Origin of the sequence: Fontivita pretiosa (assembly GCF_050410795.1) — a bacterium.
Classification (GTDB): domain Bacteria; phylum Planctomycetota; class Phycisphaerae; order Tepidisphaerales; family Tepidisphaeraceae; genus Fontivita; species Fontivita pretiosa.
In genome coordinates this window covers 3,829,518-3,852,154 of record NZ_CP191258.1, presented here as the reverse complement: position 1 = coordinate 3,852,154, position 22,637 = coordinate 3,829,518, and the positions used below count along the sequence as shown (strand labels likewise).

16 protein-coding genes and 1 tRNA gene are annotated in these 22,637 nt (G+C 63.8%); 14 read left to right on the top strand and 3 right to left on the bottom strand.

Features of this window, described 5'->3' with window-relative positions; translation table 11 throughout:
* Positions 1 to 120 precede the first annotated feature (120 nt).
* Positions 121 to 2,592, bottom strand: coding sequence for a glycoside hydrolase family 15 protein (locus ACQS5P_RS15565; protein ID WP_428937534.1), 2,472 nt, complete (start codon positions 2,590 to 2,592; stop codon positions 121 to 123).
* A 451-nt stretch (positions 2,593 to 3,043) separates the two neighbouring features.
* On the opposite strand from ACQS5P_RS15565, the gene ACQS5P_RS15560 reads away from it, so the two are divergent.
* Entirely contained in the window at positions 3,044 to 3,727 is a 684-nt protein-coding gene (locus tag ACQS5P_RS15560) for a hypothetical protein (RefSeq protein ID WP_428937533.1), read from the top strand.
* A gap of 181 nt (positions 3,728 to 3,908) precedes the next feature.
* Positions 3,909 to 4,601 (top strand): PEP-CTERM sorting domain-containing protein, encoded by a 693-nt coding sequence (locus ACQS5P_RS15555; protein WP_428937532.1) that lies wholly within the window; start codon positions 3,909 to 3,911, stop codon positions 4,599 to 4,601.
* Between the two features lie 110 nt (positions 4,602 to 4,711).
* Here the strand turns inward: ACQS5P_RS15555 and purB are convergent, their stop codons facing one another.
* Positions 4,712 to 6,142: an adenylosuccinate lyase gene (gene purB, locus ACQS5P_RS15550; RefSeq protein WP_428937531.1), complete on the bottom strand. Its 1,431-nt coding sequence runs from the start codon at positions 6,140 to 6,142 to the stop codon at positions 4,712 to 4,714.
* Between the two features lie 169 nt (positions 6,143 to 6,311).
* Between purB and ACQS5P_RS15545 the strand changes: the two genes are divergently transcribed.
* The 5 genes from ACQS5P_RS15545 (at position 6,312) to ACQS5P_RS15525 (ending at position 12,854) form a co-directional block, all read left to right on the top strand.
* Positions 6,312 to 7,055, top strand: a complete 744-nt coding sequence (locus tag ACQS5P_RS15545; RefSeq protein ID WP_428937530.1) for a succinate dehydrogenase cytochrome b558 subunit — start codon at positions 6,312 to 6,314, stop codon at positions 7,053 to 7,055.
* Positions 7,056 to 7,092: 37 nt separating this feature from the next.
* Positions 7,093 to 7,575, top strand: coding sequence for a DinB family protein (locus ACQS5P_RS15540; RefSeq protein WP_428937529.1), 483 nt, complete (start codon positions 7,093 to 7,095; stop codon positions 7,573 to 7,575).
* An 81-nt stretch (positions 7,576 to 7,656) separates the two neighbouring features.
* The gene (gene sdhA, locus ACQS5P_RS15535) at positions 7,657 to 9,591 is read left to right on the top strand and encodes a succinate dehydrogenase flavoprotein subunit (protein WP_428937528.1); all 1,935 of its coding nucleotides are present in this window, start codon (positions 7,657 to 7,659) and stop codon (positions 9,589 to 9,591) included.
* Positions 9,592 to 9,629: 38 nt separating this feature from the next.
* The gene (locus tag ACQS5P_RS15530) at positions 9,630 to 11,153 is read left to right on the top strand and encodes a glycosyltransferase family 39 protein (protein ID WP_428937527.1); all 1,524 of its coding nucleotides are present in this window, start codon (positions 9,630 to 9,632) and stop codon (positions 11,151 to 11,153) included.
* 72 nt (positions 11,154 to 11,225) lie between these two features.
* Complete coding sequence (locus tag ACQS5P_RS15525; RefSeq protein WP_428937526.1) at positions 11,226 to 12,854, top strand: glycosyltransferase family 39 protein; 1,629 nt, start codon at positions 11,226 to 11,228, stop codon at positions 12,852 to 12,854.
* A 91-nt stretch (positions 12,855 to 12,945) separates the two neighbouring features.
* Here the strand turns inward: ACQS5P_RS15525 and ACQS5P_RS15520 are convergent, their stop codons facing one another.
* A complete protein-coding gene (locus ACQS5P_RS15520; RefSeq protein WP_428937525.1) occupies positions 12,946 to 13,521 on the bottom strand; it encodes a hypothetical protein in 576 nt (191 codons plus the stop codon).
* A gap of 154 nt (positions 13,522 to 13,675) precedes the next feature.
* On the opposite strand from ACQS5P_RS15520, the gene ACQS5P_RS15515 reads away from it, so the two are divergent.
* From ACQS5P_RS15515 to ACQS5P_RS15485, 7 genes are all read left to right on the top strand, one after another.
* Positions 13,676 to 13,846 (top strand): hypothetical protein, encoded by a 171-nt coding sequence (locus ACQS5P_RS15515; protein WP_428937524.1) that lies wholly within the window; start codon positions 13,676 to 13,678, stop codon positions 13,844 to 13,846.
* A 106-nt stretch (positions 13,847 to 13,952) separates the two neighbouring features.
* Positions 13,953 to 14,948 (top strand): histone deacetylase family protein, encoded by a 996-nt coding sequence (locus ACQS5P_RS15510; protein ID WP_428937523.1) that lies wholly within the window; start codon positions 13,953 to 13,955, stop codon positions 14,946 to 14,948.
* 42 nt (positions 14,949 to 14,990) lie between these two features.
* Positions 14,991 to 16,085 (top strand): dipeptidase, encoded by a 1,095-nt coding sequence (locus ACQS5P_RS15505; protein WP_428937522.1) that lies wholly within the window; start codon positions 14,991 to 14,993, stop codon positions 16,083 to 16,085.
* Between the two features lie 206 nt (positions 16,086 to 16,291).
* A complete protein-coding gene (rpsO, locus tag ACQS5P_RS15500) occupies positions 16,292 to 16,561 on the top strand; it encodes a 30S ribosomal protein S15 (protein WP_428937521.1) in 270 nt (89 codons plus the stop codon).
* Between the two features lie 333 nt (positions 16,562 to 16,894).
* Positions 16,895 to 19,228, top strand: coding sequence for a polyribonucleotide nucleotidyltransferase (gene pnp / locus ACQS5P_RS15495; protein ID WP_428937520.1), 2,334 nt, complete (start codon positions 16,895 to 16,897; stop codon positions 19,226 to 19,228).
* Positions 19,229 to 19,338: 110 nt separating this feature from the next.
* Positions 19,339 to 19,414: transfer RNA gene (locus ACQS5P_RS15490), tRNA-Pro, on the top strand.
* 330 nt (positions 19,415 to 19,744) lie between these two features.
* Complete coding sequence (locus ACQS5P_RS15485; protein ID WP_428937519.1) at positions 19,745 to 22,507, top strand: bifunctional acetate--CoA ligase family protein/GNAT family N-acetyltransferase; 2,763 nt, start codon at positions 19,745 to 19,747, stop codon at positions 22,505 to 22,507.
* Positions 22,508 to 22,637 lie beyond the last annotated feature (130 nt).

Below are 22,637 nucleotides of genomic sequence, written 5' to 3'. Positions count from 1 at the left end.
AATCCCCAGCAAAGAGCCGTGCGACCGGCAGCACAGACGGGAAAACGCCGCCAAACCATCTACCCCTTTTGCGCCCCTGCTCTTGTTCCGCCGTGTCTTCGACCGCGCGCGGCTTGGCCCTCACGCCCCGGCGGCCGGACGCGACCGCTCGGACTCCGTTTGCTCGGCGGGCTGAAGCAGAAGCGTGATCACGTCGGTGGGGCAGACCTCCACGCAATGTCCGTCAAGGTCGCAGCGGTTCAGGTGCCGCAGATCGATCAGCGCCTTGCCATCCACCATCATCAGCACCCCGCGATCGCAGTGGTTCACGCACACCTCGCAACCGATGCAGTCCCGCGTGTCGATCGCCAGCGTCGCACGCATCTCCAGCCGCGTGCGCGGATCCTGCTTGATGAATCTGCCCACTGCCGAGGCGGTCTCCCGGCTGACATTCTGCTCGAACGCGGCGTCGTGGCGATCGAAGTGCGCATGCGCCTTGACCTCCACGGCGCCGGTCCTGCGCAGCCGGAAGATCGGCTGATTGCACGTCGAGCACACCTGAAGCTGCTCCAGCTTCTCCAGGTACTTGATCACCGTGCTGACGACCGTGGCGTGAGACCAGGTCAGCGGGCTGACCGAGATCGGCTCGTTGGTGTAGGGGTTGACCTGCTCGGCCAGCACGCCCGACTCCAGCGCGTGGCTGGCCGTCCACTCGAAGATCGGCAGCGCTGTCTTCAACTCGCTGGTGGTCTTGGCGCGGGTGATGAAGTAGTCGGCCAGCCACAGCGTGCAGATGAACCAGGGATTGCCCGGCACCGAAGCGATGTCGTTGCTGACGCGGTGGTAGTAGTCGTTCTCGTAGCGCGCCACCCCGCCGACACGGGTCTTGACCCACAGCTTGTCCTCCACGGCCTTCATCGTCGCCACCACCCGCGGGTCATCGGCGTCGAAAAGGTGAAACTTGTAGATGGCAAACAGCGAAGCGTCCAGGACTTCGTCGGGGTCGTAGATGCCATTGGCCTCGGGGTGCTGAGCGTCCGGGTCCGAATGTTCAGGGGCGCCGGGGTGTCCTGCCTCGCCCGATTCGGGGCGTTCCCGGGGCACCAGCCTCCTGACGAATCGCCCGAGTTTCTCGCTGAACAGGAACTTTTCCGCGCCGGCCTTGATTTCCTCGGCGGCGCGGTTGTAGACCTCGGCGCGTTCGCGATCGCCGAAGCAGACGGCGAAGTTGCGCGCCGCCTTCAGCCCGCCATACACCGTTGCCACCGTGAACGCGTGCACGCCCCAGCGCTCTTCCCACAGGTCGTAGCTGGGCAGCGGCAGTCCGGTCCGCGGATCGCGATAGCGCACCATGAAGTCCGCGGCCTTCTGCACGACATCCACCCACATCGGGCGAATGAATTCGATGTCGCGATACTTGTAGTAATGCCGCCACAGTGCCCACACCACCAGCGCCGTCTCGTCCTCCTGAATGGGCATGGAGCGCTGCCCCTTCATGACCCAGGGATGCCAGCTCGAGGCCGGCGAGCCGTCGGGGTTGTACTTGTGATGGAAAAAGCCCTCGTCGGTGATGGTCTTCTGGCAGAAGGTGTAGAACGAGCGCGCCACATCGGGGAAGCCGGCCATGTCCAGCGAATCGGCCACCAGCGCCCCGTCCCGCGGCCACATGTACGAGTAGGTGTCGCGCGAGAACTGCATGATGTCCGAGTCGTTGGCGGCGATGATCGCCCCGTCGTTATCGATCTGCGTGCGCGTCACCAGCAGCGATCGCTTGAACAGATCGACCACCTTTGGCGGAAGATTCCCGAAGTTGATGTTCGTGCCTCCCACCCACAGCCGCCAGTATGCCGTCGTGCGGTCGATCACCCCCTGCGGCGCCATCTTCATGATCCACTTGTGCAGCTCCAGCAGCTCCTGTCGCGACTGCCCGGCGATCAGCACCATGTACAGCGTCTTTTCCCCTTCGGCGGGCAAATGAGCATGCACCGCCACCGTCGAGTCCACCGCCCCCTGCGCGATCGGATTGCCCTGAAGATGCCCGTCCTCCGCATCTCGCCACGTCCCTTCGGCGCCGTGAAATCCGGATGTGCCGGTGGCGAACTCGTCGATCCGCTGCTCGCCGGATGAAAAGAACGTCACCATCAGGTATCGCTTGCCGCGGTAGTGAACGATCGAGCGAAGCTCCGGGTCGAAGTAGGCCGTATCGCCGATCTTCGTCCCGAACATGTTGAAGTCCTGGTGATGGATGACCTTGACCACGCGGTCGTGGCAGGCCAGGTTCTTCAGCTTGATCTTTCTCACGAAGATCGGACGGTGGAAGTCCACCACATCGTTGCAGTACATCGCCAGCTTCAGCTCGCGATGGTCCAGGCTGACACTGGTGGTCAGGGTGTCTCGCAGGTAGCGCTGGCGGATGACCCACCCGCTGTCACTGGTCCAGAACAGTTGCCCACGGCTGCGGTGTGGCACGTCGGTGAACACGCCGAACCTGCATGGCCCGGCGCCGGCGTGGTTCTCCTGTCCCACGTGCGGGAAGTACACGTCGCGAATCTGGTAGCGGTGGTCGAAGGTGACCAGCAGGCGTCCGTTGCCGACCGGAATGTCACGCGGCATGAGTCATATCTCCCAAACCCTCCAGTTTTCCCAGACTGTGTATGGACAAAATACAATGCACTCCGTTTTTGCCCTCAGATCCCGATCCACGCCCCAGACTGGTGGTGGGCAAGCCATTGTAGCATCGGCAAAAAGGCGCAGCCGGGTCAGAAACAATCGCCCGCCGCGCGCTTCGTCAAGCCGCTTGGGGTCTGGGCAATGTAATTCGGGCCACAGTGGTGGCTGAAGCCAGGTCATATAAAATTATCGATATCGCGCATGTTTTTTGTTGCGTTCTGGCAACATGGCGGTAGACTTCGGAATATTCCTGCACGGACTGATGTTCACTTGACAGTGGGTACATGTCTGTTTGGGAGTGGGCCGTGCAGGGTTGCGCTACGCGGCGGCGTGTCGGGGACACGACGCCTGACGTAGCCGGAAGTCGAGGTAGGAGCAGGAAAGGGAGACGAAAATGCGTATGCTCAAACTCTCGCCGCGTCGAACTCTCGCTCTTGCAGCCGTGATGGTGATTTCGGTCGCCACCAACGCTTTGGCTGCATTCTCCTGGAGCAATCCCGCCGGCAGCAACGCCAACTTCGACTGGGCCAACGGGCAGAACGAGACCAACCTCTTCGGCAGCCCAAGCGTCAGCACCGCCGGCTTCGTGTTCTTCCCCAGCAATTTCGTCGCCAACAGCGTCAACGGCAACGCGGTCAGCGTCTACGACAAGGCCGAAGTGGACATCTTCACCAAGCCGAACTTCGACCTGCAACAGATCCTCGTGCGTGAAGTGGGCGACTACGCCATCACCGGCGCCGGCCCCAACGCGGTGCAGGCGTCAGCAACCCTGTTCACGCTGAACCTGGCGAGCCCAATGAATCCGCCGACCAGTGCCACCCTCAACATGACCCCGAGCATGCCGATCACCACCGGCTCGGGCACCTGGGGCGGCATCGCCGTGCAGACGTTCCCCAGCGGCGTCACGCAGATCCACCTGATCCTGAACAACACGCTTCAGGCCACCAGCTCGCAGGGCAGCGCCGCCAAAATCGAAAAGAAGGTCGGGCAGATTGAAATCCTGCTGATCCCCGAACCGGGCATGGCCGGACTGTGCCTGGCAGGAGCGGGACTTCTGCTGGCGCGTCGCCGCCGTTAAAAGGCGGGACCGCACGACCGCTGATGATCGACATCTGAGCCGTGAGCAGCGCTCGCGGCTCGCCTTTTTGCTCGGAGGTTCGGTTCGAAAACGAGCCAGTCACGGGACGGGAAGTGCGCGGGAAAATGCCGATCGGCTCCATCCGGCCGCCCGCATGTCCGCAAAAGGAAAGGGAGAAAAGATGGGTACCAGACTCACGCCACGCGCGGCCGCCGCGATTGCGCTGGCTGCAATCGCCTCCGCCAGTTCTTCGGCCTTCGCCGCTTTTTCGTGGAGCAACCCCAGCGGCAGCAATGCAGTCTTTGACTGGGCCAACGGTCAAAATCAGACCAACCTCTTCGGCAGCCCCCTGGTCAGCACCGCTGGCTTCGTGTTCTTCCCCAACAATCTGGTCGCCAACAGCGTCAACGGCTCGCCCGCCAGCGCCACCGACGCCGCTGAAGTAGATATCTTCATCAAAGCCGGACTCCAGCTCGACAAGGTCGAGGTTCGCGCGTACGGCGACTATTCGATCACCGGGCCGGGGCCGAATCAGGTAAACGCCAGCACCACCGTCAGCGTTTCCAACCTCGAGCAGCCCGCGCTGCCGGCTCTGACCTCCGGCATGATCACAACGCCGGGCATGCCGATCACCTCCGGCGCAGGCAGTTGGTCCGGCGTGTCGGTCACCACCCTGCCCGATGGAGTGACCAAGGTCCACCTGAACGTCAACGCGCTGTATCAGGCGAGCAGCTCCAGCACCGGCGCCGCGACCATCGGACAGCACATTGGTCAGGCCGCCATCGAGGTGGAACTGTTCGTCCCCGAACCGGGCAGCGCCGCGGTGCTGCTGGGAGGGGCCGGACTGCTGCTGGCACGCCGCCGCAAAGGCTGAATCCCAACGTACGAGTCGATCGGAGGAGGTACGACCCGAACGCCCGCGAAAGCTCCGCTCTCGGCGGGCGTTCGTTTGCGCGCATACCGCAACTCACTCCCCTGCTGCCCTCACACTTTGAGTGCAGCCTCCGCGCCAAGCTGATCGCGATAGCGGTTGCGAATCGGCTCCACCACCTCGGCCACAAATCGCTCCACCTGCTGCGGCGCTCGCCCGATGTGTCGAGCCGGGTCCAGCACGGCGTCCAGATTCACTTTCGCAAACGCCGGCTCCTGCCTCAGCCGCTCGAGCAGATCGTTGGGCCGCCCGTGAAGCTTGACTTGCTCGGCGGCCTCCAGCGATCGGCGGCGGATAATCTCGTGAAGCTCCTGCCGATCGCCGCCGGCACGCACCCCCGCCATCAGGATCTCTTCGGTCGCCATGAACGGCAGCTCGTGCATCACGGCCGCCTGGATCGTCTTCGGATACACCACCAACCCCCGCGCCACGTTGATCACGATCAACAACGCCCCGTCAATGGCCAGGAATGCCTCCGGAATGCTCAGCCGCTTGTTGGATGAATCATCCAGCGTCCGCTCAAACCACTGCTCGGCGGCGGTCTGGAGCGGGCTGCTGGCCAGACTGATCACAAATCGCGCCAGTCCTGTGGCCCGCTCGCAGCGCATCGGGTTGCGCTTGTACGCCATCGCGCTGGATCCAACCTGCTCCTGCTCGAACGGCTCTTCGATCTGCTTGAGTCCGGCCAGAATGCGCACGTCGTTGGCGAACTTGTGTACGCTGGCTGCGATGCCCGCCAGTGAGCAGACAATTGCCGCATCAACTTTCCGCGGATACGTCTGCCCGGTGACGGTGAATGATGCGTCAAATCCGAACCGCTGCGTGACGATCCGATCCAGTTGTTCGCACTTGTTGTGATCGCCTTCAAACAAGCTCAGGAATGACGCCTGCGTCCCGGTGGTTCCCTTCACGCCCCGGAATCTCAGATTGGCGATGCGGTATTCCAATTCCTCAAGGTCCAAAGCCAGATCCTGCGCCCAGAGCGTGGCGCGTTTGCCGACGGTGGTGAGCTGCGCCGGCTGAAAGTGCGTATAGCCCAGCGTTGGCAGGTCCTTCCACTGCATCGCGAAGCTCGCCAGCGCGTCGATGGCATTGGCCAATCGCGCACACAGCAGCCGCATGGCGTCGCGCATGATGATCAGGTCGGCGTTATCGACGACGTACTGGGACGTAGCGCCCAGATGGATGATCCCCTTGGCCGCCGGCGCCGCCTCCTCGAACGTGTGTACGTGCGCCATCACGTCGTGCCGCAGGCGTCGTTCCCATTCCGCCGCCCGCTCGAAGTCGATCTGATCAACCTTGTCCTGCATTTGCCGGATCGCTTCCTCGCTGATCCGCTGGATTCCCAGCTCGCGCTGCGCCCGGGCCAGCTCCACCCACAGCCGCCGCCAGAGCGAGAACTTGTGTTGCGGCGAAAACAGCCGCAGCATCTGCTGCGAAGCGTTTCGCGCAGCCAGGGGAGATTCGTAGATGTCATGCGCCATAGCAGGGCCGATTCTATTCCATCGCCCGCTCGCTTGCATCGCCCGCTCGCGGCGCAACCGGCTCTGGCAGCAGCGGCATGTTTTCCTATAATCGGGCGATCCAGTCGCCTGGCGGCAAACCGCGGCTTGCACGAGCGTCAGGCTGCAAAGCAAAAAAGGAACTTCGCCCGTGGCTTCTTCTGCTACCACTGCTTCGGACTACACCGTACCGCTGGTCGGCGGGCAGGCACACTTCCTGCTTCGCCGGCTTCACTCGCTCACTGGCATCATTTTCGGCGGCTACCTCATCGTGCACCTGGTGGTCAATGCGACAATCGCCCAGGGCTTTGATTCCCGCAACATCGCCTCCTACCAGGTTCAGGTGGACAAGATTCACAGCCTGCCGTTTTTGCCTCTGATCGAGTGGACCCTGATCTACCTGCCGATCCTGTATCACAGCATTTACGGCGTGTGGATCACGCTCACCGGCCAGCCCAACGTCGCCAACTATCCCTACGCGAAGAACTGGTTCTACTTTTTTCAGCGACTCAGCGGTATCTACATTTTCCTGTTCATGCTGTTCCACGTGCTGTCGTTCAAGTACGGGCTGTTCGGAGATCGGCTGAGTTTCGATCCGCACGGCAACGCCATGCGATCCGTCGCGCAGCATATGAACGTCAGCTTCCTGATCACGTGGATCGTGTATCCGCTGGGCGTGCTGGCATCGTGCTATCATCTGGCCAATGGATTCTGGACGGCGGCGATCACGTGGGGGTTGACGGTCAGCGCCGGCGCACAACGTCGCTGGGGATACGTCTGCGCGGCGTTGTTTGTGCTGACGTTCATCGCCGGCATGACCGCCCTGATCGCCGCCGCGGCGCTGGACCCGGCCCGCATCCCCTCGCCGGCCCCATCCGTCGTCGTTGAGCATTGAAAACTGAGGCCGGCAGGTCGCTCGTGAGGTGCGCGCCATGGATCAGCAGATCATCGATGAGTTCGAGCACGGCGGACAGAAGCTTCGGGAGGCCGTGGCGGGGCTGTCGCGGCGGGATCTGCTGTGGGTTCCGCCCGCCGACGCCGAACCGGCGCTGGGACGATGGTCCATTCAGCAGGTTGTCATCCATCTGATGGATTCCGATCTGGTTGGCATCGATCGCATGAAGCGGATCATCGCCGAGGATAACCCCCTGCTCATCGGCTACAACGAGACGCGATTCGCCGAACGATTGTTCTACAACGAGCAATCGACCCAGGACGCGATCACGATCCTCGATCTGTCGCGGCGGCAGTTTGCGGGCGTACTGCGCAGGCTCTCGCCGGAGACATTCGACCGAACCGGCGTCCACAACGAAGTCGGCAGAGTCACGCTTGCCGAGCAGGTAAAGAAATACAACCAGCACTTGGAACACCATCTCGGCTTCATCCGCCGCAAGCGGGCGAAGCTGGGCACATGACCGGTCACTCGCCAGTGGCCCCTGATCAGTGGCTTGCCACTGGTCACGGCCCATTGGCAATGACCACTGAAGGAAACCACCATGGCAGTTGCAGCAGCTAAAAAGCGTGTGATCGTCGTCGGGGGCGGGCTTGCGGGGCTGGCATGCACCATCAAACTGGCCGAAGAAGGCGTGCCCGTCGATTTGTTCTCGATGGTCCCCGTGAAGCGCTCGCACAGCGTCTGCGCCCAGGGCGGCATCAACGCCTGCAACGAAATCGCCCGCCAGCAGGGATACAGCGAGTGGATGCACTTCGACGAGACGATCCTGGGCGGAGACTTTCTGGCGGATCAGCCCCCGGTGCTGGAGATGTGCAACTGGGCGCCACGCATCATCGATCTGTTGGATCGCATGGGCGTGCCCTTTAACCGGACGCCCGAAGGCCAACGCGCCCTGCGACTGTTCGGCGGGAGCCTGTTCAAACGAACTTTCTTCGCCGGAGCCACCACGGGCCAGCAACTGCTTTACGCCCTGGACGAGCAGACCCGCCGCTGGGAAGCCGAAGGGCGCGTCACCAAGTACGAGTTCTGGGAGTTCCTCTGGCCGGTGATTCACGACGGACAGTGCGTCGGCATTGTCGCCCAGGACATGCGCACGATGCAGATCAGGGCCTTCCGCGGCGATGCGGTGGTCATGGCCACCGGTGGCAACGGGCTGATCTTCGGCAAATCGACCATGTCCGTGATCTGCACCGGCGGGGCCGCTTCCCGCTGCTACCAGGCCGGCGCCAAGCTCGGCAACCCTGAGTTCGTCCAGGTCCACCCCACCGCCATCCCCGGCGAGGACAAGTGCCGGCTCATCAGCGAATCGGCGCGTGGCGAAGGCGGACGCGTGTGGGTCCCCCGCAAGCCCGGCGACACCCGACACCCCAACTCCATCCCCGAGTCCGAACGCTTCTACTTCCTCGAGGAGCGCTATCCCAAATACGGCAACCTCGTCCCACGCGACATCGCCACACGTGAAATCTTCCAGGTCTGCACGGAAATGGGCCTGGGCGTCGGCGGCGGAAACATGGTCTACCTCGATCTGCGCGACATCGTCCAGCAGATTGGCCGCGAGGCCGTGCTCGCCAAGCTCGAGGGCATCCTCGAAATCTACGAGAAGTTCGTCGGCACCGATCCGCTGGCCGAGCCGATGAAAATCTTCCCCGCCGTCCACTACAGCATGGGCGGGCTGTGGATTGGCTTCAGGAAGGACGAAAAGACCGGTGGACTGAAGTTCGGGGACCCGGCCAACATGATGACCAACATCCCCGGGCTGTACGCGATGGGCGAGGCCAACTTCGCCTACCACGGCGCCAACCGGCTGGGCGCCAACTCGCTGCTGAGCTGCATCTTCGATGGCCTGTTCGGCGGGACGTGCATCCGCAACTACATCAACGACGCGGCCCCGATTGCCGCCGCCGACGTGCCCCAGTCTGCCTTTGACGCGGTCATCAGGGCCGAAACCGAAAAACAGAACTGGCTGCTCAACAACGATGGCACGGAGAATCCCTACAAGCTGTGGCAGGAGATGGGTCGCTGGATGACCGACAACTGCACCGTGGTCCGTCACAACGATCGGCTGGAGAAGACCATCGAGCAGTGCCAGCAGTGGAAACAGCGGTTCCGGAAAATCAGGCTTTCCGACACCGGCATGTGGACCAACCAGAACCTCTCGTTCACCCGGGCGGTGCGCGACATGATCATCATGGCCGAGGCGATCCTTCAGGGCGCACTGCTGCGCAACGAGAGCCGTGGAGCGCACTACAAGCCGGCCTTCAAGGAACGTGACGACGCCAATTACCTGAAGGCGACGATCGCAACTTACGACGCGGCCAATGATCGCCCGGTCATCACCTACGCGCCGGTGGACACGAGTCTGATTCCGCCTCGCCCGCGCACCTACGGAAAGAAAGAGGATTCCGCCGCGCCGGCTCAGCAGGCAACGCAGGCTGCGGCTCAAGCCCAGTCCGCCGGCGCCCCAGCCAGCGTTTAGGCTGCGTGTGTTGCCGTTCTGGATTTCCAGGATCCGCAATGTCGCCCTTTCGCGACGTGCCGCTGCTGCTGATCCTTCTGGCCGCGACGGTCCTGCGGTTCATTTACATCGGACAAAGCGAAGCCGACTTCGACGAGCTGTGGCACCTGGAGCTTTCCACCGGGCGCGGATCGGCACATGAGACGCTGCCGATGAATCAGCTCATCGCGCGCACGCCTGCTCTGACTTCGCTGCACGACGCACCGGGCTGGCACACGATCCCCACGAGCCTCGACACCGTCACACATCCGCCGCTGTATCCAATGCTGCTGCGAGCCTGGCGGAGCCTGTTCGGCGAATCTATCGCCGCGGGGCGGATGCTCTCGGCGACGCTGTCGGCACTGGCGGTGTTGCTACTGTATCTCGCCGTTGCGCAGTTGTATCCGGCGTCCACTGCGCGGTGGGCCGCGGCGCTGCTGGCCGTCTCCTCGGCTCAGATCGACACCGCCCAGGAAGTCCGCAATTACACGCTGCTGATCGCGCTGTGTCTGGCGGCGGCACTGGCACTGCTGCGGATCGAGCGGCTTGGCCTCAGCAGGCTGCGCATTGCGATGCTGGGGCTGGCAGTGCTGGGCGCGCTGTTCACGCATTACTTTGCCGCACCGGCTGTTGCGGCGATGGCGCTGTATGCGATGCTCCGGCTGGCCGGACAGCGGCGGCGCGCGACGCTGTCCGTCATCGTGGGCGCGTGTCTGATGTTCGCCGGAATCTGGGCCCCGATGCTGGCGCGACAGGCCGGCGCATTCGCCGGCGCCACGGTCCCCGGAGCGCTGCTGGACAGCAGCCCCGACCACCTGCGCGCCACATTGACGCGGCTCGCCATGCTGCCGGTGCAACTGCTGTTCGAGCCGCGCACGGACGCAAAGGTCGCGGCGATGCTGGCGGCGGTGATGTACCTGCTGCCCGCATTGCTGCTCCGCTCGCGGCCGACGCTGCTGTTGTGGGCGATCTGGTTCTACGCGGTCATCGGCTTTGCCGCGATTCTGGACCTGACGCGCGGCACGCGACACCTGGAACAGCTCCGCCACACGATTCTCGCCGGGCCGGCCATGTGCGTGCTGCTGGCGGGCATGCTTCGCGGCGTCCGCTGGCGCGTGCTGGAACATGCTGTGCCGGCGATGATCGTGCTGGCATGCGTCAGCGGGCTGGGGCTGACCTACACCCGCGCCAACAAGCGCTACAGCGAGATCGGGCGGCTGCTGAGCGAGCGGGCATACGCCCACGAGCCGGTCGTGTTTTACTCCGATCCTTCGATGCGGTGGTGGGCGCAGTGGGCGCTGCTGGCCGCGTCTCACTATTCGGGAACGTTTCCACGTCCGGCGCTTCGTCTGGACCGTCCGGCTGACGAGGACAATCTTCGCGAGCTTCGGCAATGGGATCACGTGTGGGTCTACTGGGGCGCCACGTCGCTGTCGCCCGAGCAGATCGTTCCCGGCGCGCGGGTGGTGTGGTCCGGCGGGCAGAGCGACCTGGGCGGGGTGGCACGTCTGCGCTGGGAAAAGACTCCCGACCCCTTAAAATAAGGGGTCGGGAGTCTTTTCCGCTTCTGCCTGCTGTCCTGTCGATCTGATCCGGTATAATCCGGCCATCCGGCCATGCACGTCGATGCTCCGCGAATCCCGGCAGATTTACCCGCGGCGCAATCGCGGCGACAGCAGATCATCACGCCTGTTCTGCTGGGTCTGATCCTCGCCGCCGCCGCGGGGCTGCGGCTGTATGGGCTGACGCGCTACAGCCTCTGGGCCGACGAGTTCGCCAGCATCCAGTTCTCCAATGGCCGTGCGGTTTCGCACTTCGACTTTCCGTCCGACCGCATTCTCCGCCCCGGACCCGACGTAACCTCCGCCCGCAGCGCTCGCCCGGTCAGCGCGATCTGGCAGGCGCTGCGCACCGACACGCATCCCCCGCTGTATCCGCTGGTGCTTCGTCTGTGGCGTCTTGCCTTCGGCGACGGCGACGCGCCGGCCAGATCGCTCTCGCTGGTCTGCTCGCTGCTCGCCATCGCCCTGCTGTACGACACAGCGCGGCTCCTGCACGGAACGACGACGGCGCTGTGGGCGGCGCTGATCATGGCGATGGCAGTCCCGCAGATCGAATATGCCCAGGAGGTCCGCGGGTATGCGATGCTCTCGATGTTCTATCTGGCGGCGGCCAACGCAACGGTGCGGATCGAGCGCCTGGGTGCGACATTGCCGCGTGCGGCCTGGCTGACGCTCTGGCTGCTGGGCGCGATGTTGACGCATTACTATGGCGTCGGCGCGGTGCTGGCCGTGGGGATGTACGCATTGATCCGCCTGCGAGCCGGCCAGCAGTCCCCACTTCCGGAGGCTCCGCACGCCAGCGCGACCGCAGCGCGGCAGGCGATGTTCGCCGCGATCGGCGCGGTGGTGGCTGCAATCGCAATCTTCGCGCTGGTGTGTGGCCCACTGCTGGTGGCGCAGCGGGCCAACTTTCACAACAACATGACCTGGATCGCCGACGACCGCGACGGCCTGATCTGGCGCACGATTTACCGTGTCAGTGTCCTGCCGCTGCGGTTTTTGATCATTCCGATGAGCAAGTCGATGAACCTGGCGCCGCTCTCGGTCGCGCTGCTCGTCGTGCCGCTGTTGATGCTCCGCCGCAGACCGGACCTGCTGCTGTGGTGCCTTCTGGCGTGGGTGGCGGTGGCACTTGTGGCGGCGGCCGACCTGATCAATGGCTCACAGTCACTGAACAAGATCCGCTACACGCTGGCGGCGGCCGGACCGGTGTACGCTCTGGCGGCGGCGCTGCTCAGCGACCGCAGCGGGTGGTTGCGGCACACGGTGCCCGGCGTTCTGAGCCTCTCGTGCCTGGCGGGGTTGCCCAGCGCCTACATCCAGTGGAAACAGGACTGGCGAGGCTTTGCGCAGGATCTGGCTCGACAGACCGGACCGGAAGATGTGTTCGTGTTTTACCAGACGGACGAAAACGACTGGTATCAGCCGCTGTTGCATGCGGGGATCACGCACTATGAGGATCTGTGGAGACGCCCGCTGCTGCGGATCACGGCTGCGCCCTCGCCTCAGCTCTGGCAGGAGCTTCGCGCGGCGCCCGGGGTGTGGATTTTCGCGGGCGGCGCTCGTCCGCCAATCAACCGCTTCCTGCCGGGCGCGATCCCCTGCGGCAAGATCGACGCCCCGGGCGTGGGGCAGGCCATCCGGCTGAAGCTGCCGCCGCCCGCCACCTCCTCCGCCAAATAAGTTATGCGCATCGCACCGTGCTCAGTTGCACAACGAACCATCCGCCGCAGCAAGCCGGAAACGTTCAGACACCGATGCCGCTCGCAGCCGGCTATTGCCGTTGTTGATCAGGGTTGGTTAGTGGCACTTGCGAGCCCTCGTCCCCGTCGGTGCTGCCGGCGGCTGGCTTGGTTTGGGGCCTGCCCTTCAGCGTGACGCGCGCCATCAGCTCGGCGCGAACCTGCACCAGCCGCCCCGGCTGGCGGTCGTCCTGGGTGTCGAACATAAGGAAGCTGCCGACCAGGCGAACCGGCATCGGCGACGAGGCGCCCAGAAAATCGATTCGCACGTCGAAGGGCTGAAGGTGCAGTTGTCGGCCGCTGAGGAAGATGCCCTGAACCTGGTCTTCCCTCTCGCTGCTGGGGGCTTTGTACTGCCAACTGGCGCCGGCGAGCGTGCCGACCTCGGCCAAAATGGGCGTGGTCTCGAAATAATAGCTGTTTCCGGCGTAGTCGTCCCTGACGGCTTCGGGAGGATCGTTGCTGAAGAGGGTCGCAACAAGCTGATCATCCCTGCCGCGCAACACCAGCACGGCCGGCGGGAATTCGTAGGGTGTCTGGTCGATCCAGATGTGCGAGACAGTTGGCTCGATCACCGCCGGCGCGGTGGCGGGCAAGGTTGTGGCCACAGCCGTGGATCCGCTCGCTGGCCGCGTGGTCGCGGCAGGCCTGCGGCGCTGGCAGCCCGCGTCTGAAATCACCAGTGTCAGCGCGACGAAGCAGCCGAGTGCAGCCTGGTTGATTCGCACCGAACCTCCTGCAACCACCAGATCAGTCTAACATATGAACATACCGTCTGTCGCCACCCTGGTTCCCGATCAATCCGATCTGGTGTGCGAAGGCTGCGGCTACGCACTCACCGCCCTGGCAAGGCAGGGAAACTGCCCCGAATGCGGCAAGCCCATCACCGAAAGCATCGGCAGCATCGTCGGCCGCAACGATCACCGTGCCTGACATTGAACACCGTCGCGATTTCGATGGATGACTGGTCATCCAGAGCCAAACGTTTGAGTTGCCTTCCTTTTCATCCGCACGCCGCAATCTACAATTCGCATTCCTGATGGTCGGCTTTGTTTCCAGTCCAAGATTTGTCGAGCATGAGACAGGCCCCTATCACCCCGAGCGACCAGACCGCATCCGGGCGATCCACCGGGCGGTGCGACAGGCGGGGCTGATCGATTCGCCCGATCCGTTTCCGCAGTTCAAGCTGGACCTGGGCCTCAAGCCGCAGCGCAACGTGAAGCTGCTGGAACTGGAGCCTTATGCTCCCGACCCGCAGGTCCTGCGGCTGGTCCATACTGACGAGCTGATCCGCTTCGTTCAGCACATGTGCCGGGTGTCCGGCGTGCTGGATCAGGGCGATACGCCTGTCACGCCGGTCAGCTACGAAATCGCGCTGCTTTCGGTGGGCTCGGCGTTGCGGGCGGCGGATGCGGTGATGAAGGATCAGGCCAGGCGCGCCTTCTCCGCCGCCCGACCGCCCGGCCACCACGCCGAACCCGACCGCTCCATGGGATTCTGCCTGTTCAACAACATCGCCATTGCCGCACGCTACGTGCAGAGGACCTATGGCGTGGAGAAGATCGCGATCGTCGATTTCGATGTGCATCACGGCAATGGCACGCAGGCGGCGTTCGAGGACGATCCGTCGGTGCTGTTCATCAGCCTGCATCAGGACCCCCGCACCTGCTATCCGGGAAGCGGTCACGAGTGGGAAATCGGCACCGGTCGCGGACGCGGGTTCACGGTCAACATCCCCTTCAGCCCGGGATCCGACGATGACGACTATCTGAAGGTCATCGACGCCCGCGTCGTGCCGGAAATCGATGAGTTCCGCCCGCAATTGCTCATGATCTCCGCCGGCTTCGACGCCCATCGCGAAGATCCGCTGGCTAACATCGCGCTCAGCGATGAAGGATTCGAACTGATGACCCGCGCCCTGGTGGCGGCGGCGGATCACCATTGCCGCGGACGGGTCGTCAGCATCCTTGAGGGCGGGTATAACCTCCACGCACTGGGACGAAGCGTCGTCAGACATCTGATTGCGATGACCTGACGCATTGGTCATGCCGGTGCGTCTTCGGCTACGATCAGTTCGATGCTTATCGCCGATGCCCATCTTGACCTGGCCTTCAACGCGCTGCCGCAGCGAGGTCGCGATCCGCGACTGCCGGCGAAGGATCAGCCGGTCGTTGATCGCGAGATCCCCACCGTCGGACTGCCCGACCTGCGCGCCGGCGGCGTCGGACTGATCTGCGCGACGATCTTCTGCTGGCCTCGCGACGAACATGGCGGATACAGCACCGCTGAAGAGGCGCGGGCGATGGCGCTGTCACAGCTCGCGTGGTATCGTTCGTGCATCGATCAAGGGCTGATGCGGCTTGTCACGAGCACGCTGGACATTCCCCGTGTCACGCGCAGCGTGTCTGTGCCAGGGGACAGTGAAAACGACAACTCCACCGACGCCGCCGCCGCCACCGCGCATGCGCACGGGCCGGCCTCTGCCGAGACGGTCCGGCCGCTGCGCGCGATTCTTCTGCTGGAAGGCGCCGACGCGATCCGCACGCCCGACGATCTGCCCGAGTGGTTCGACGCTGGTCTGCGGATCGTCGGGCTGGCGTGGAAACGGACGCGTTACGCCGGCGGCACCGGCGCGCCCGGGCCGCTCACGCCTGCCGGGTGCGAGCTTGTCAGGCAGCTCGATCGCCTGGGGATGATCCACGACGCCTCGCATCTGGCCGAGGAATCGTTCTGGAACCTGCTGGACATCGCGACGGGTCCGATCATCGCATCCCATTCGAACTGTCGCGCCATTGTCGGCGAGGGCGACCGGCACCTCTCCGACGAGATGATTCGCGCCCTGATCGCCCGCGGCGGCGTGATCGGCATCAACTTCTACGACAAGTTCCTGATCCCCAGGCCTCAGCAGGGCCGGCGACGCGCGACGCTGAACGACGTGGTCAATCATGTGAAACACATCTGCGATCTGGCCGGCGACGCGAGCCACGTGGGTCTGGGCACCGACATGGACGGCGGACTGGGACGAGAGCAGATCCCCGTGGAAATCCGCACCAGTGCCGACCTGCCCAGGGTCGCCCAGGCGCTGTCAGAGGCAGGATTCGGCCAGCACGACGTCACCGCGATCATGGGCGGTAACTGGTGCGGCTTCTTCCGCGCATCCCTGCCATCGTGATGCAGGCATCCGGGGCCGTGCTGTTGCGGCAATCGCTACCTGTTGGCTTGCTTCTGAGCAGGATTTGGCATAGTCTGTGTGACTTTCAACGCTCGCCGGGCGGCGGTGGGCGGACTAGAATCGGTAATGAGTCCCAATGATGGACCGGCACTGCGGCTGCTGAGGGTTTGGCGGCTGCGGGCCTGGTGACGGGAGTACGCACAGCGATGTCGATTACGGCCGAACAGAAGACTAAAATTGTCTCAGAGTACAAGACGCACGAGAAGGACACCGGATCGCCGGAAGTGCAGATTGCGATCCTGACGCGGCGGATCAATGAACTGACCGAGCACCTCAAGACGCACAAGAAGGACCATTCCTCGCGTCGGGGGCTGCTCAAGATGGTGGGCAAGCGCAACAGCCTGCTCAAGTACCTCACGCGGGTCGATCGCGCCCGGTATCAGGCGATCATCGGCCGGCTGGGGCTGAGAAAGTAACACCCGCCAGCGCAGGGCACGGTTTGGGCCGTGCCCTGCGGCCTATTCGTCTGTGACGTGCTCTTGTTTTGTGACGTAATGCCCCGCGACATCTCGCCCGCCTCAGCCTGTCTTACGGGCCTGGATGCTGATCAGCGAGCGGAAATGACGGGGGACAAGCCACAGATGCACAAACCCGCGCAGTTCAGGGATGAAGGCAGAAGGATGAACCCCGCTTGCGGGTTTCATCCTTGCTCCTTCCACTGTCTGCCTGCTGCGACTGCTCGGATTTGTCCATCTGTGGCCGGGTTGATGTTGGTGTGAATTCATCCAGGCCCAATAAGGACAATCTAGATGCAATCCATCAAGGTAGAACGGGAAATCGGCGGGAGGATGCTGTCGATCGAGACCGGAACCTATGCCAAGCTGGCGCATGGCGCGGTGACGGTTCAGTATGGTGACACGGTGGTATTCGGGGCGGTGGTGCGAGCGGCGCCGCGCGAGGGAATCGACTTCTTCCCGCTTCAGGTCGATTACCGGGAGCGACGCGCCGCGGCGGGCAAGTTCCCCGGCGGCTTCATGAAGCGCGAGGGTCGCCCGACCACCAAGGAGATCCTGACCGCGCGGCTGATCGACCGCCCGCTTCGACCGCTGTTTCCCAAGGGGTTCATGGATGAAGTGCAGATCCACCTGAACGTGCTGGCCTTCGACGGGCAGCACGACCCGGACATCTTCGCCGGAATCGCCGCCAGCGCCGCGGTGGCCATCAGTGACATCCCCTTCATCACCCCCACCGCGCACGTTCGTGTCGGGCGGATCGACGGGCAGTTCATTCTCAATCCGACGGTTCAGCAGCTCGAGCAGAGCGACTTTGATCTGGTGGTCGCGGGTACCAAGCACTACGTGAACATGATCGAGATCGGCGCCCGCGAGACCCCCGAGGACATCGTCGCCGACGCCATCGAATTCGGCCATAAGGCCGTCATCGAAATCGTCGGCATGATCGAGGAGCTGCAATCCAAGGCGGGCCGGGAGAAGGTCGGCCAGATCACCCTGCCGGATCCGGCTCTGGTCGAGGCGGTTCGGGCACGGGTCTATGACAGGATTCGTGAGGTCAAGGGCAAGCCCGGCAAGGCGGATCGCGCCGAGGCGGTGGCCAGGATTCTGGACGAGCTGATCGCCGAAATGGCCCCGCCCATCACCGATCCCAATGCCAGCTACGCGGCCATCGTCGCGCAGCGGGAGAAGGCCCGGCAGCTTCGCAACATCTTCGTCGAAGTCGAGGAGCAGGTGACGCGCGAGACGATCCTGGCGGGCGTGCGGCCCGACGGGCGCGGATACAGCGACATCCGTCCGATCACCTGTGAGGTCGGCGTGCTGCCGCGGGTCCACGGCAGCGCGGTATTCACTCGCGGTGAAACCCAGGCCATGTGTACCGTCACCCTGGGAACCAGCTCCGATGAGCAGCTTGTGGACGGCCTGGTCGAAGAGTACGCCCAGAAGTTCATGCTCCATTACAACTTCCCCAGCTACTGCGTGGGCGAAGTTCGCCCGATTCGTGGCCCGGGCCGCCGCGAAATCGGACATGGCGCGCTGGCGGAACGTTCGCTGATCCCCGTGCTGCCCAGCATCGAGCAGTTCCCCTACACCGTCCGGGTCATCAGCGACATCCTGGAATCCAACGGCTCCAGCTCGATGGCCTCGAGCTGTGGCGGATGCCTGGCGCTGATGGACGCGGGCGTGCCGATCTCCAAGCCCGTGGCCGGCATCTCCATCGGGCTGGTGCAGGAAGGCGACCGCAGGGTACTGCTGACCGACATCATCGGCGAAGAGGACCACTTCGGCGACATGGACTTCAAGGTCTGCGGCACGCGCGACGGCATCACTGCCATCCAGCTTGATATCAAGATCGAAGGTCTGGATTACCAGATCATCCGGGAGACGCTGCACCGCGCCCGTGAAGCGCGGCTGAAGATCCTGGACATCATGGCCCAGACCATCGACAAGCCGCGGCCCGAGATCAGCAAGTGGGCGCCGAGGCTGCTGACCCTCAAGATCGATCCGGAAAAGATTGGCAAGGTGATCGGTCCGGGCGGCAAGAACATCAAGGCCATCCAGGACGAGACCGGTGCCCAGGTGGATATCGAGGACGACGGCACGGTGTACATCAGCTCCACCGACGCCGCCGGCGCCGAAAAGTGCCGCGACATCATCGAAGCGATGACCGCTGAGGTCAAAATCGGCAAGATTTACACCGGCAAGGTCGTGAGCATCAAGGAATTCGGCGCGTTCGTGGAGATTGCCCCCGAAACCGACGGGCTGTGCCACGTATCGGAGCTCAGCGATCAGTACGTCGATCGTGTCGAGGATCTTGTCAAGGTTGGCGACGAGATCCCCGTCAAGGTGCTGCTGATCGATGATCAGGGGCGAATCAAACTGTCCCGCAAGGCCGCGATGAAGGAGCTGGGCCTGAGCGATCCTGAGCCGGTGCCCGCCGGTGCTGGCGCCGAGGGCCAGGGCCATCGATCGCAAGGTCGGCACGGCGGTGGGATGCCGCGACACCACGGAGGTGGTGGCGGTGGTGGTGGACATGGCCCGGACCGACCCCGCCGTGGCGGCGGGCCACACGGCGGCGGACAAAACCGCGGCGGACGCGGCGGCAATCGCCACCCGCGCAGGGACGATTAAGCCCCACCGCCATTTTCGCCGCCCGGGCGTGTCGTGAATTGAATCTCCCGCAGAGTTGACCTCCGCCACTCAGAGCGTAAGCTGTGATTGTCGGAGGTCAAACTCCGTTCCGGGGCGTAGCTCAGCTTGGTTTAGAGCGCTAGACTGGGGGTCTAGAGGTCGCAGGTTCAAATCCTGTCGCCCCGACTTATTCGATACCGTTCCCTCCGACGCCCGCTGAAATCTGCCTCGTGAACATCAGACCGGGAAAGACCGTCGCCTCGACGGCGGGCGAGTTCCTTAAGCAAGGCTCGGCGGTGATGCAGCGTGACGGATCCAGGCGACGGCAGGCTTTGTTATCCTTCCCACAGGTGGGATTGGCGGATTTTGCGCATCGGGCTGTCAGCCCCTTGCAGCGGACGCGGCAATCAGGACACTAAAAGACTAAAGGCTCGCGTGAGCCCGGCGGGGCTGTTGCGATCGGCCTGATCGATCCGAACAGACTCGCGACCCGTGTATCCGCAAGGAACGCCAACCATGGAATTGAAACCCCCCACCACCGACTTTGCCCATGACGTGCTCCGACAGGAGCGACAGCCCCTTGATGCGATTTTCTCCCCCAAGACCGTGGCGGTCATCGGCGCCACCGAGGCCGCCGGCAGCGTGGGGCGAACCGTCCTGTGGAACCTGATCTCCAACCCGTTTGGCGGAACCGTGTTCCCGGTCAATCCCAAGCGAGCCAGCATCCTGGGCATCAAGGCGTATCCCAATATTGCGGCGGTTCCGGCGCGGGTGGATCTGGCGGTGATCTGCACGCCCGCGGCCACCGTGCCCGGGCTGGTCGAGGAGTGCGCTCAGGCAGGCGTGAGAGGAATCGTGATCATCTCCGCAGGCTTCAAGGAGCTGGGGCCTCCAGGCGCGGAACTGGAACAGAAGATCCTGGCGACGGCGCGGCGGGCGCGGATCCGCGTGATCGGGCCAAACTGCCTGGGGGTGATGAACCCGATCGGCGGCCTGAACGCCAGCTTCGCCGGGGGAATGGCCCGCCCCGGGAACGTGGCGTTCGTGAGCCAGTCGGGCGCCCTGATGACGGCGGTGCTGGACTGGAGCTTCAAGGAACAGGTCGGCTTCAGTGGCTTCGTGTCGATCGGATCGATGCTGGACGTGAACTGGGGCGACCTGATCGACTACTTCGGCAACGATTCCAAGACGCAGTCGATCCTGATCTACATGGAGACGATCGGTGATGCGCGGGCGTTCCTCAGCGCCGCGCGCGAGGTGGCGTTGACCAAGCCGATCATCATCATCAAGCCCGGGCGCACCGAAGCCGCCGCCAAGGCCGCCGCCAGCCACACCGGCTCGCTTACCGGTGGCGATGAAGTGATCGAGGCTGCGTTCCGTCGCTGCGGTGTGCTGCGGGTGAACAATATCGCGGATCTGTTCTACATGGCCGAGGTCCTGGCCAAGCAGCCTCGCCCCGCCGGTCCCAGATTGACGATCCTGACCAACGCCGGCGGGCCGGGGGTGCTGGCCACGGACGCCCTGATCACCTCGGGCGGGGAACTGACGCCGCTTTCGGAAGAAACGTTCAAGGCACTGAACGATTTCCTGCCGCCTCACTGGTCTCGGGGCAACCCGGTGGACATCCTGGGCGACGCCAAGGCTGATCGTTACGCCAAAGCCCTGGAAATCTGCGCCAAAGATCCCAATGCCGACGGGTTGCTGGTGGTGCTTACGCCACAGGACATGACCGAGCCCACGCAGACGGCCGAGGCGCTCAAGCAGTACGCGCACATTCCGGGCAAGCCGGTGCTGGCCAGTTGGATGGGCGGTCCGGTGGTGGCGGCGGGTGAGGACATTCTCAACCGCGCCGGCATCCCCACCTTCCCCTACCCGGACACCGCCGCCCGCGCGTTCTGCTACATGTGGCGATACACCTACAACCTGCGCGGGCTGTACGAGACGCCCGTGAGCATCAACGACGAATCGGAACACGCCCCGGAGCGCGATGCCGCGGCCAGACTCATCGACTCGGTTCGCGCCGAGGGCCGCACCATCCTCACCGAAGAGGAATCCAAGCGGCTGCTGTCCATGTATGGCATTCCCACGGTGCCGACGGAGATCGCCACCAGCGAGGCCGAGGCGGTCACTTGCGCCGAGAAGTTCGGCTATCCGGTCGTGCTCAAGCTCTATTCCCGCACGATCACCCATAAGACGGATGTGGGCGGGGTCAAGCTGAACCTTCAGGATGCGGCGGCGGTACGCAACGCCTTCGCCGCGATCAAGACTTCGGTGACGCGCAAGGCCGGCGCCGAGCACTTCCAGGGTGTGACGGTCCAGCCGATGATCAAGTTGTCGGACAGCTATGAGCTGATCGTCGGTTCGAGCCTGGACCCACAGTTCGGGCCGGTGTTGCTGTTCGGCACGGGCGGACAGCTTGTGGAGGTGTTCAAGGATCGTTCCCTGGCGCTGCCGCCGCTGAACGCGACACTGGCGCGGCGAATGATGGAGCAAACCAGGATCTACACGGCGCTGAAGGGAGTGCGCGGACGCAAGCCGGTGGACCTGGCCGAGCTGGAGAAGCTGATGGTCCGCTTCAGCCGGCTGGTCGCCGAGCAGTTGTGGATCAGGGAGATCGACATCAATCCGCTGCTGGCCTCGCCCGAGAAGCTGGTGGCGCTGGATGCCCGCGTGGTGGTCCACGGGCCGGAAGTGACCGCGGACAAGCTGCCTCGTCTGGCGATCCGTCCCTACCCGATCCAGTACATTCAGCAGTGGAAGACCAAGGATGGGCACCCGGTCACCATTCGTCCGATCCGTCCGGAGGACGAGCCGCTGATGGTCAAGTTCCACCAGACGCTGTCGGAGAGGAGCGTGCGACTGCGGTATTTCCAGCCGCTGAAGCTGAGCCAGCGGGTGGCCCACGAGCGGCTGATCCGCGTCTGCTTCTCCGACTACGATCGTGAACTGGTTTTGGTCGTGGAGCGGAAGGATCCCAAGACTGGCGAGCGGGAAATCATCGGTGTGGGCCGAATGAACAAGATCCCCGGACAGACCGAAGCCGAGTTCGCCATCCTCATCAGCGACCTGTGGCAGAACAAGGGACTGGGCACCAAGCTGCTGAGCATGATTGTGCAGGCGGCGCGGGATGAGAAACTGGAGCGGGTCTCGGCGCACATCCTGCCCGAAAACGTGGAGATGCAGCGGGTGTGCGAGAAGCTGGGCTTCAAGCTGATCCGCGACCCGATGGAAAACGACGTGTACGCGGAGATCGTGCTGAACAACAAGGACAGCAGGTAGAACCGGCCCTTGCAGCCGCTACAATCAGCAAATCCGGCGTGGCGTGGTCGCTTCGGCGACCACGTCGCTTTTTTACGGACAGCGCAGCGGATTTCGTGAACCTTTTGATCGGGCGACCCCGTTTGGATGG

Excerpts from the sequence above, each read along its gene's own strand:
- ACQS5P_RS15565 (WP_428937534.1), bottom strand. The coding sequence starts at position 2,592 with ATGCCGCGTGACATTCCGGTCGGCAACGGACGCCTGCTGGTCACCTTC.
- ACQS5P_RS15560 (WP_428937533.1), top strand. The coding sequence starts at position 3,044 with ATGCGTATGCTCAAACTCTCGCCGCGTCGAACTCTCGCTCTTGCAGCC.
- ACQS5P_RS15555 (WP_428937532.1), top strand. The coding sequence starts at position 3,909 with ATGGGTACCAGACTCACGCCACGCGCGGCCGCCGCGATTGCGCTGGCT.
- purB (WP_428937531.1), bottom strand. The coding sequence starts at position 6,142 with ATGGCGCATGACATCTACGAATCTCCCCTGGCTGCGCGAAACGCTTCG.
- ACQS5P_RS15540 (WP_428937529.1), top strand. The coding sequence starts at position 7,093 with ATGGATCAGCAGATCATCGATGAGTTCGAGCACGGCGGACAGAAGCTT.
- sdhA (WP_428937528.1), top strand. The coding sequence starts at position 7,657 with ATGGCAGTTGCAGCAGCTAAAAAGCGTGTGATCGTCGTCGGGGGCGGG.
- ACQS5P_RS15530 (WP_428937527.1), top strand. The coding sequence starts at position 9,630 with ATGTCGCCCTTTCGCGACGTGCCGCTGCTGCTGATCCTTCTGGCCGCG.
- ACQS5P_RS15525 (WP_428937526.1), top strand. The coding sequence starts at position 11,226 with ATGCACGTCGATGCTCCGCGAATCCCGGCAGATTTACCCGCGGCGCAA.
- ACQS5P_RS15515 (WP_428937524.1), top strand. The coding sequence starts at position 13,676 with ATGAACATACCGTCTGTCGCCACCCTGGTTCCCGATCAATCCGATCTG.
- ACQS5P_RS15510 (WP_428937523.1), top strand. The coding sequence starts at position 13,953 with ATGGTCGGCTTTGTTTCCAGTCCAAGATTTGTCGAGCATGAGACAGGC.
- ACQS5P_RS15505 (WP_428937522.1), top strand. The coding sequence starts at position 14,991 with ATGCTTATCGCCGATGCCCATCTTGACCTGGCCTTCAACGCGCTGCCG.
- rpsO (WP_428937521.1), top strand. The coding sequence starts at position 16,292 with ATGTCGATTACGGCCGAACAGAAGACTAAAATTGTCTCAGAGTACAAG.
- pnp (WP_428937520.1), top strand. The coding sequence starts at position 16,895 with ATGCAATCCATCAAGGTAGAACGGGAAATCGGCGGGAGGATGCTGTCG.
- ACQS5P_RS15485 (WP_428937519.1), top strand. The coding sequence starts at position 19,745 with ATGGAATTGAAACCCCCCACCACCGACTTTGCCCATGACGTGCTCCGA.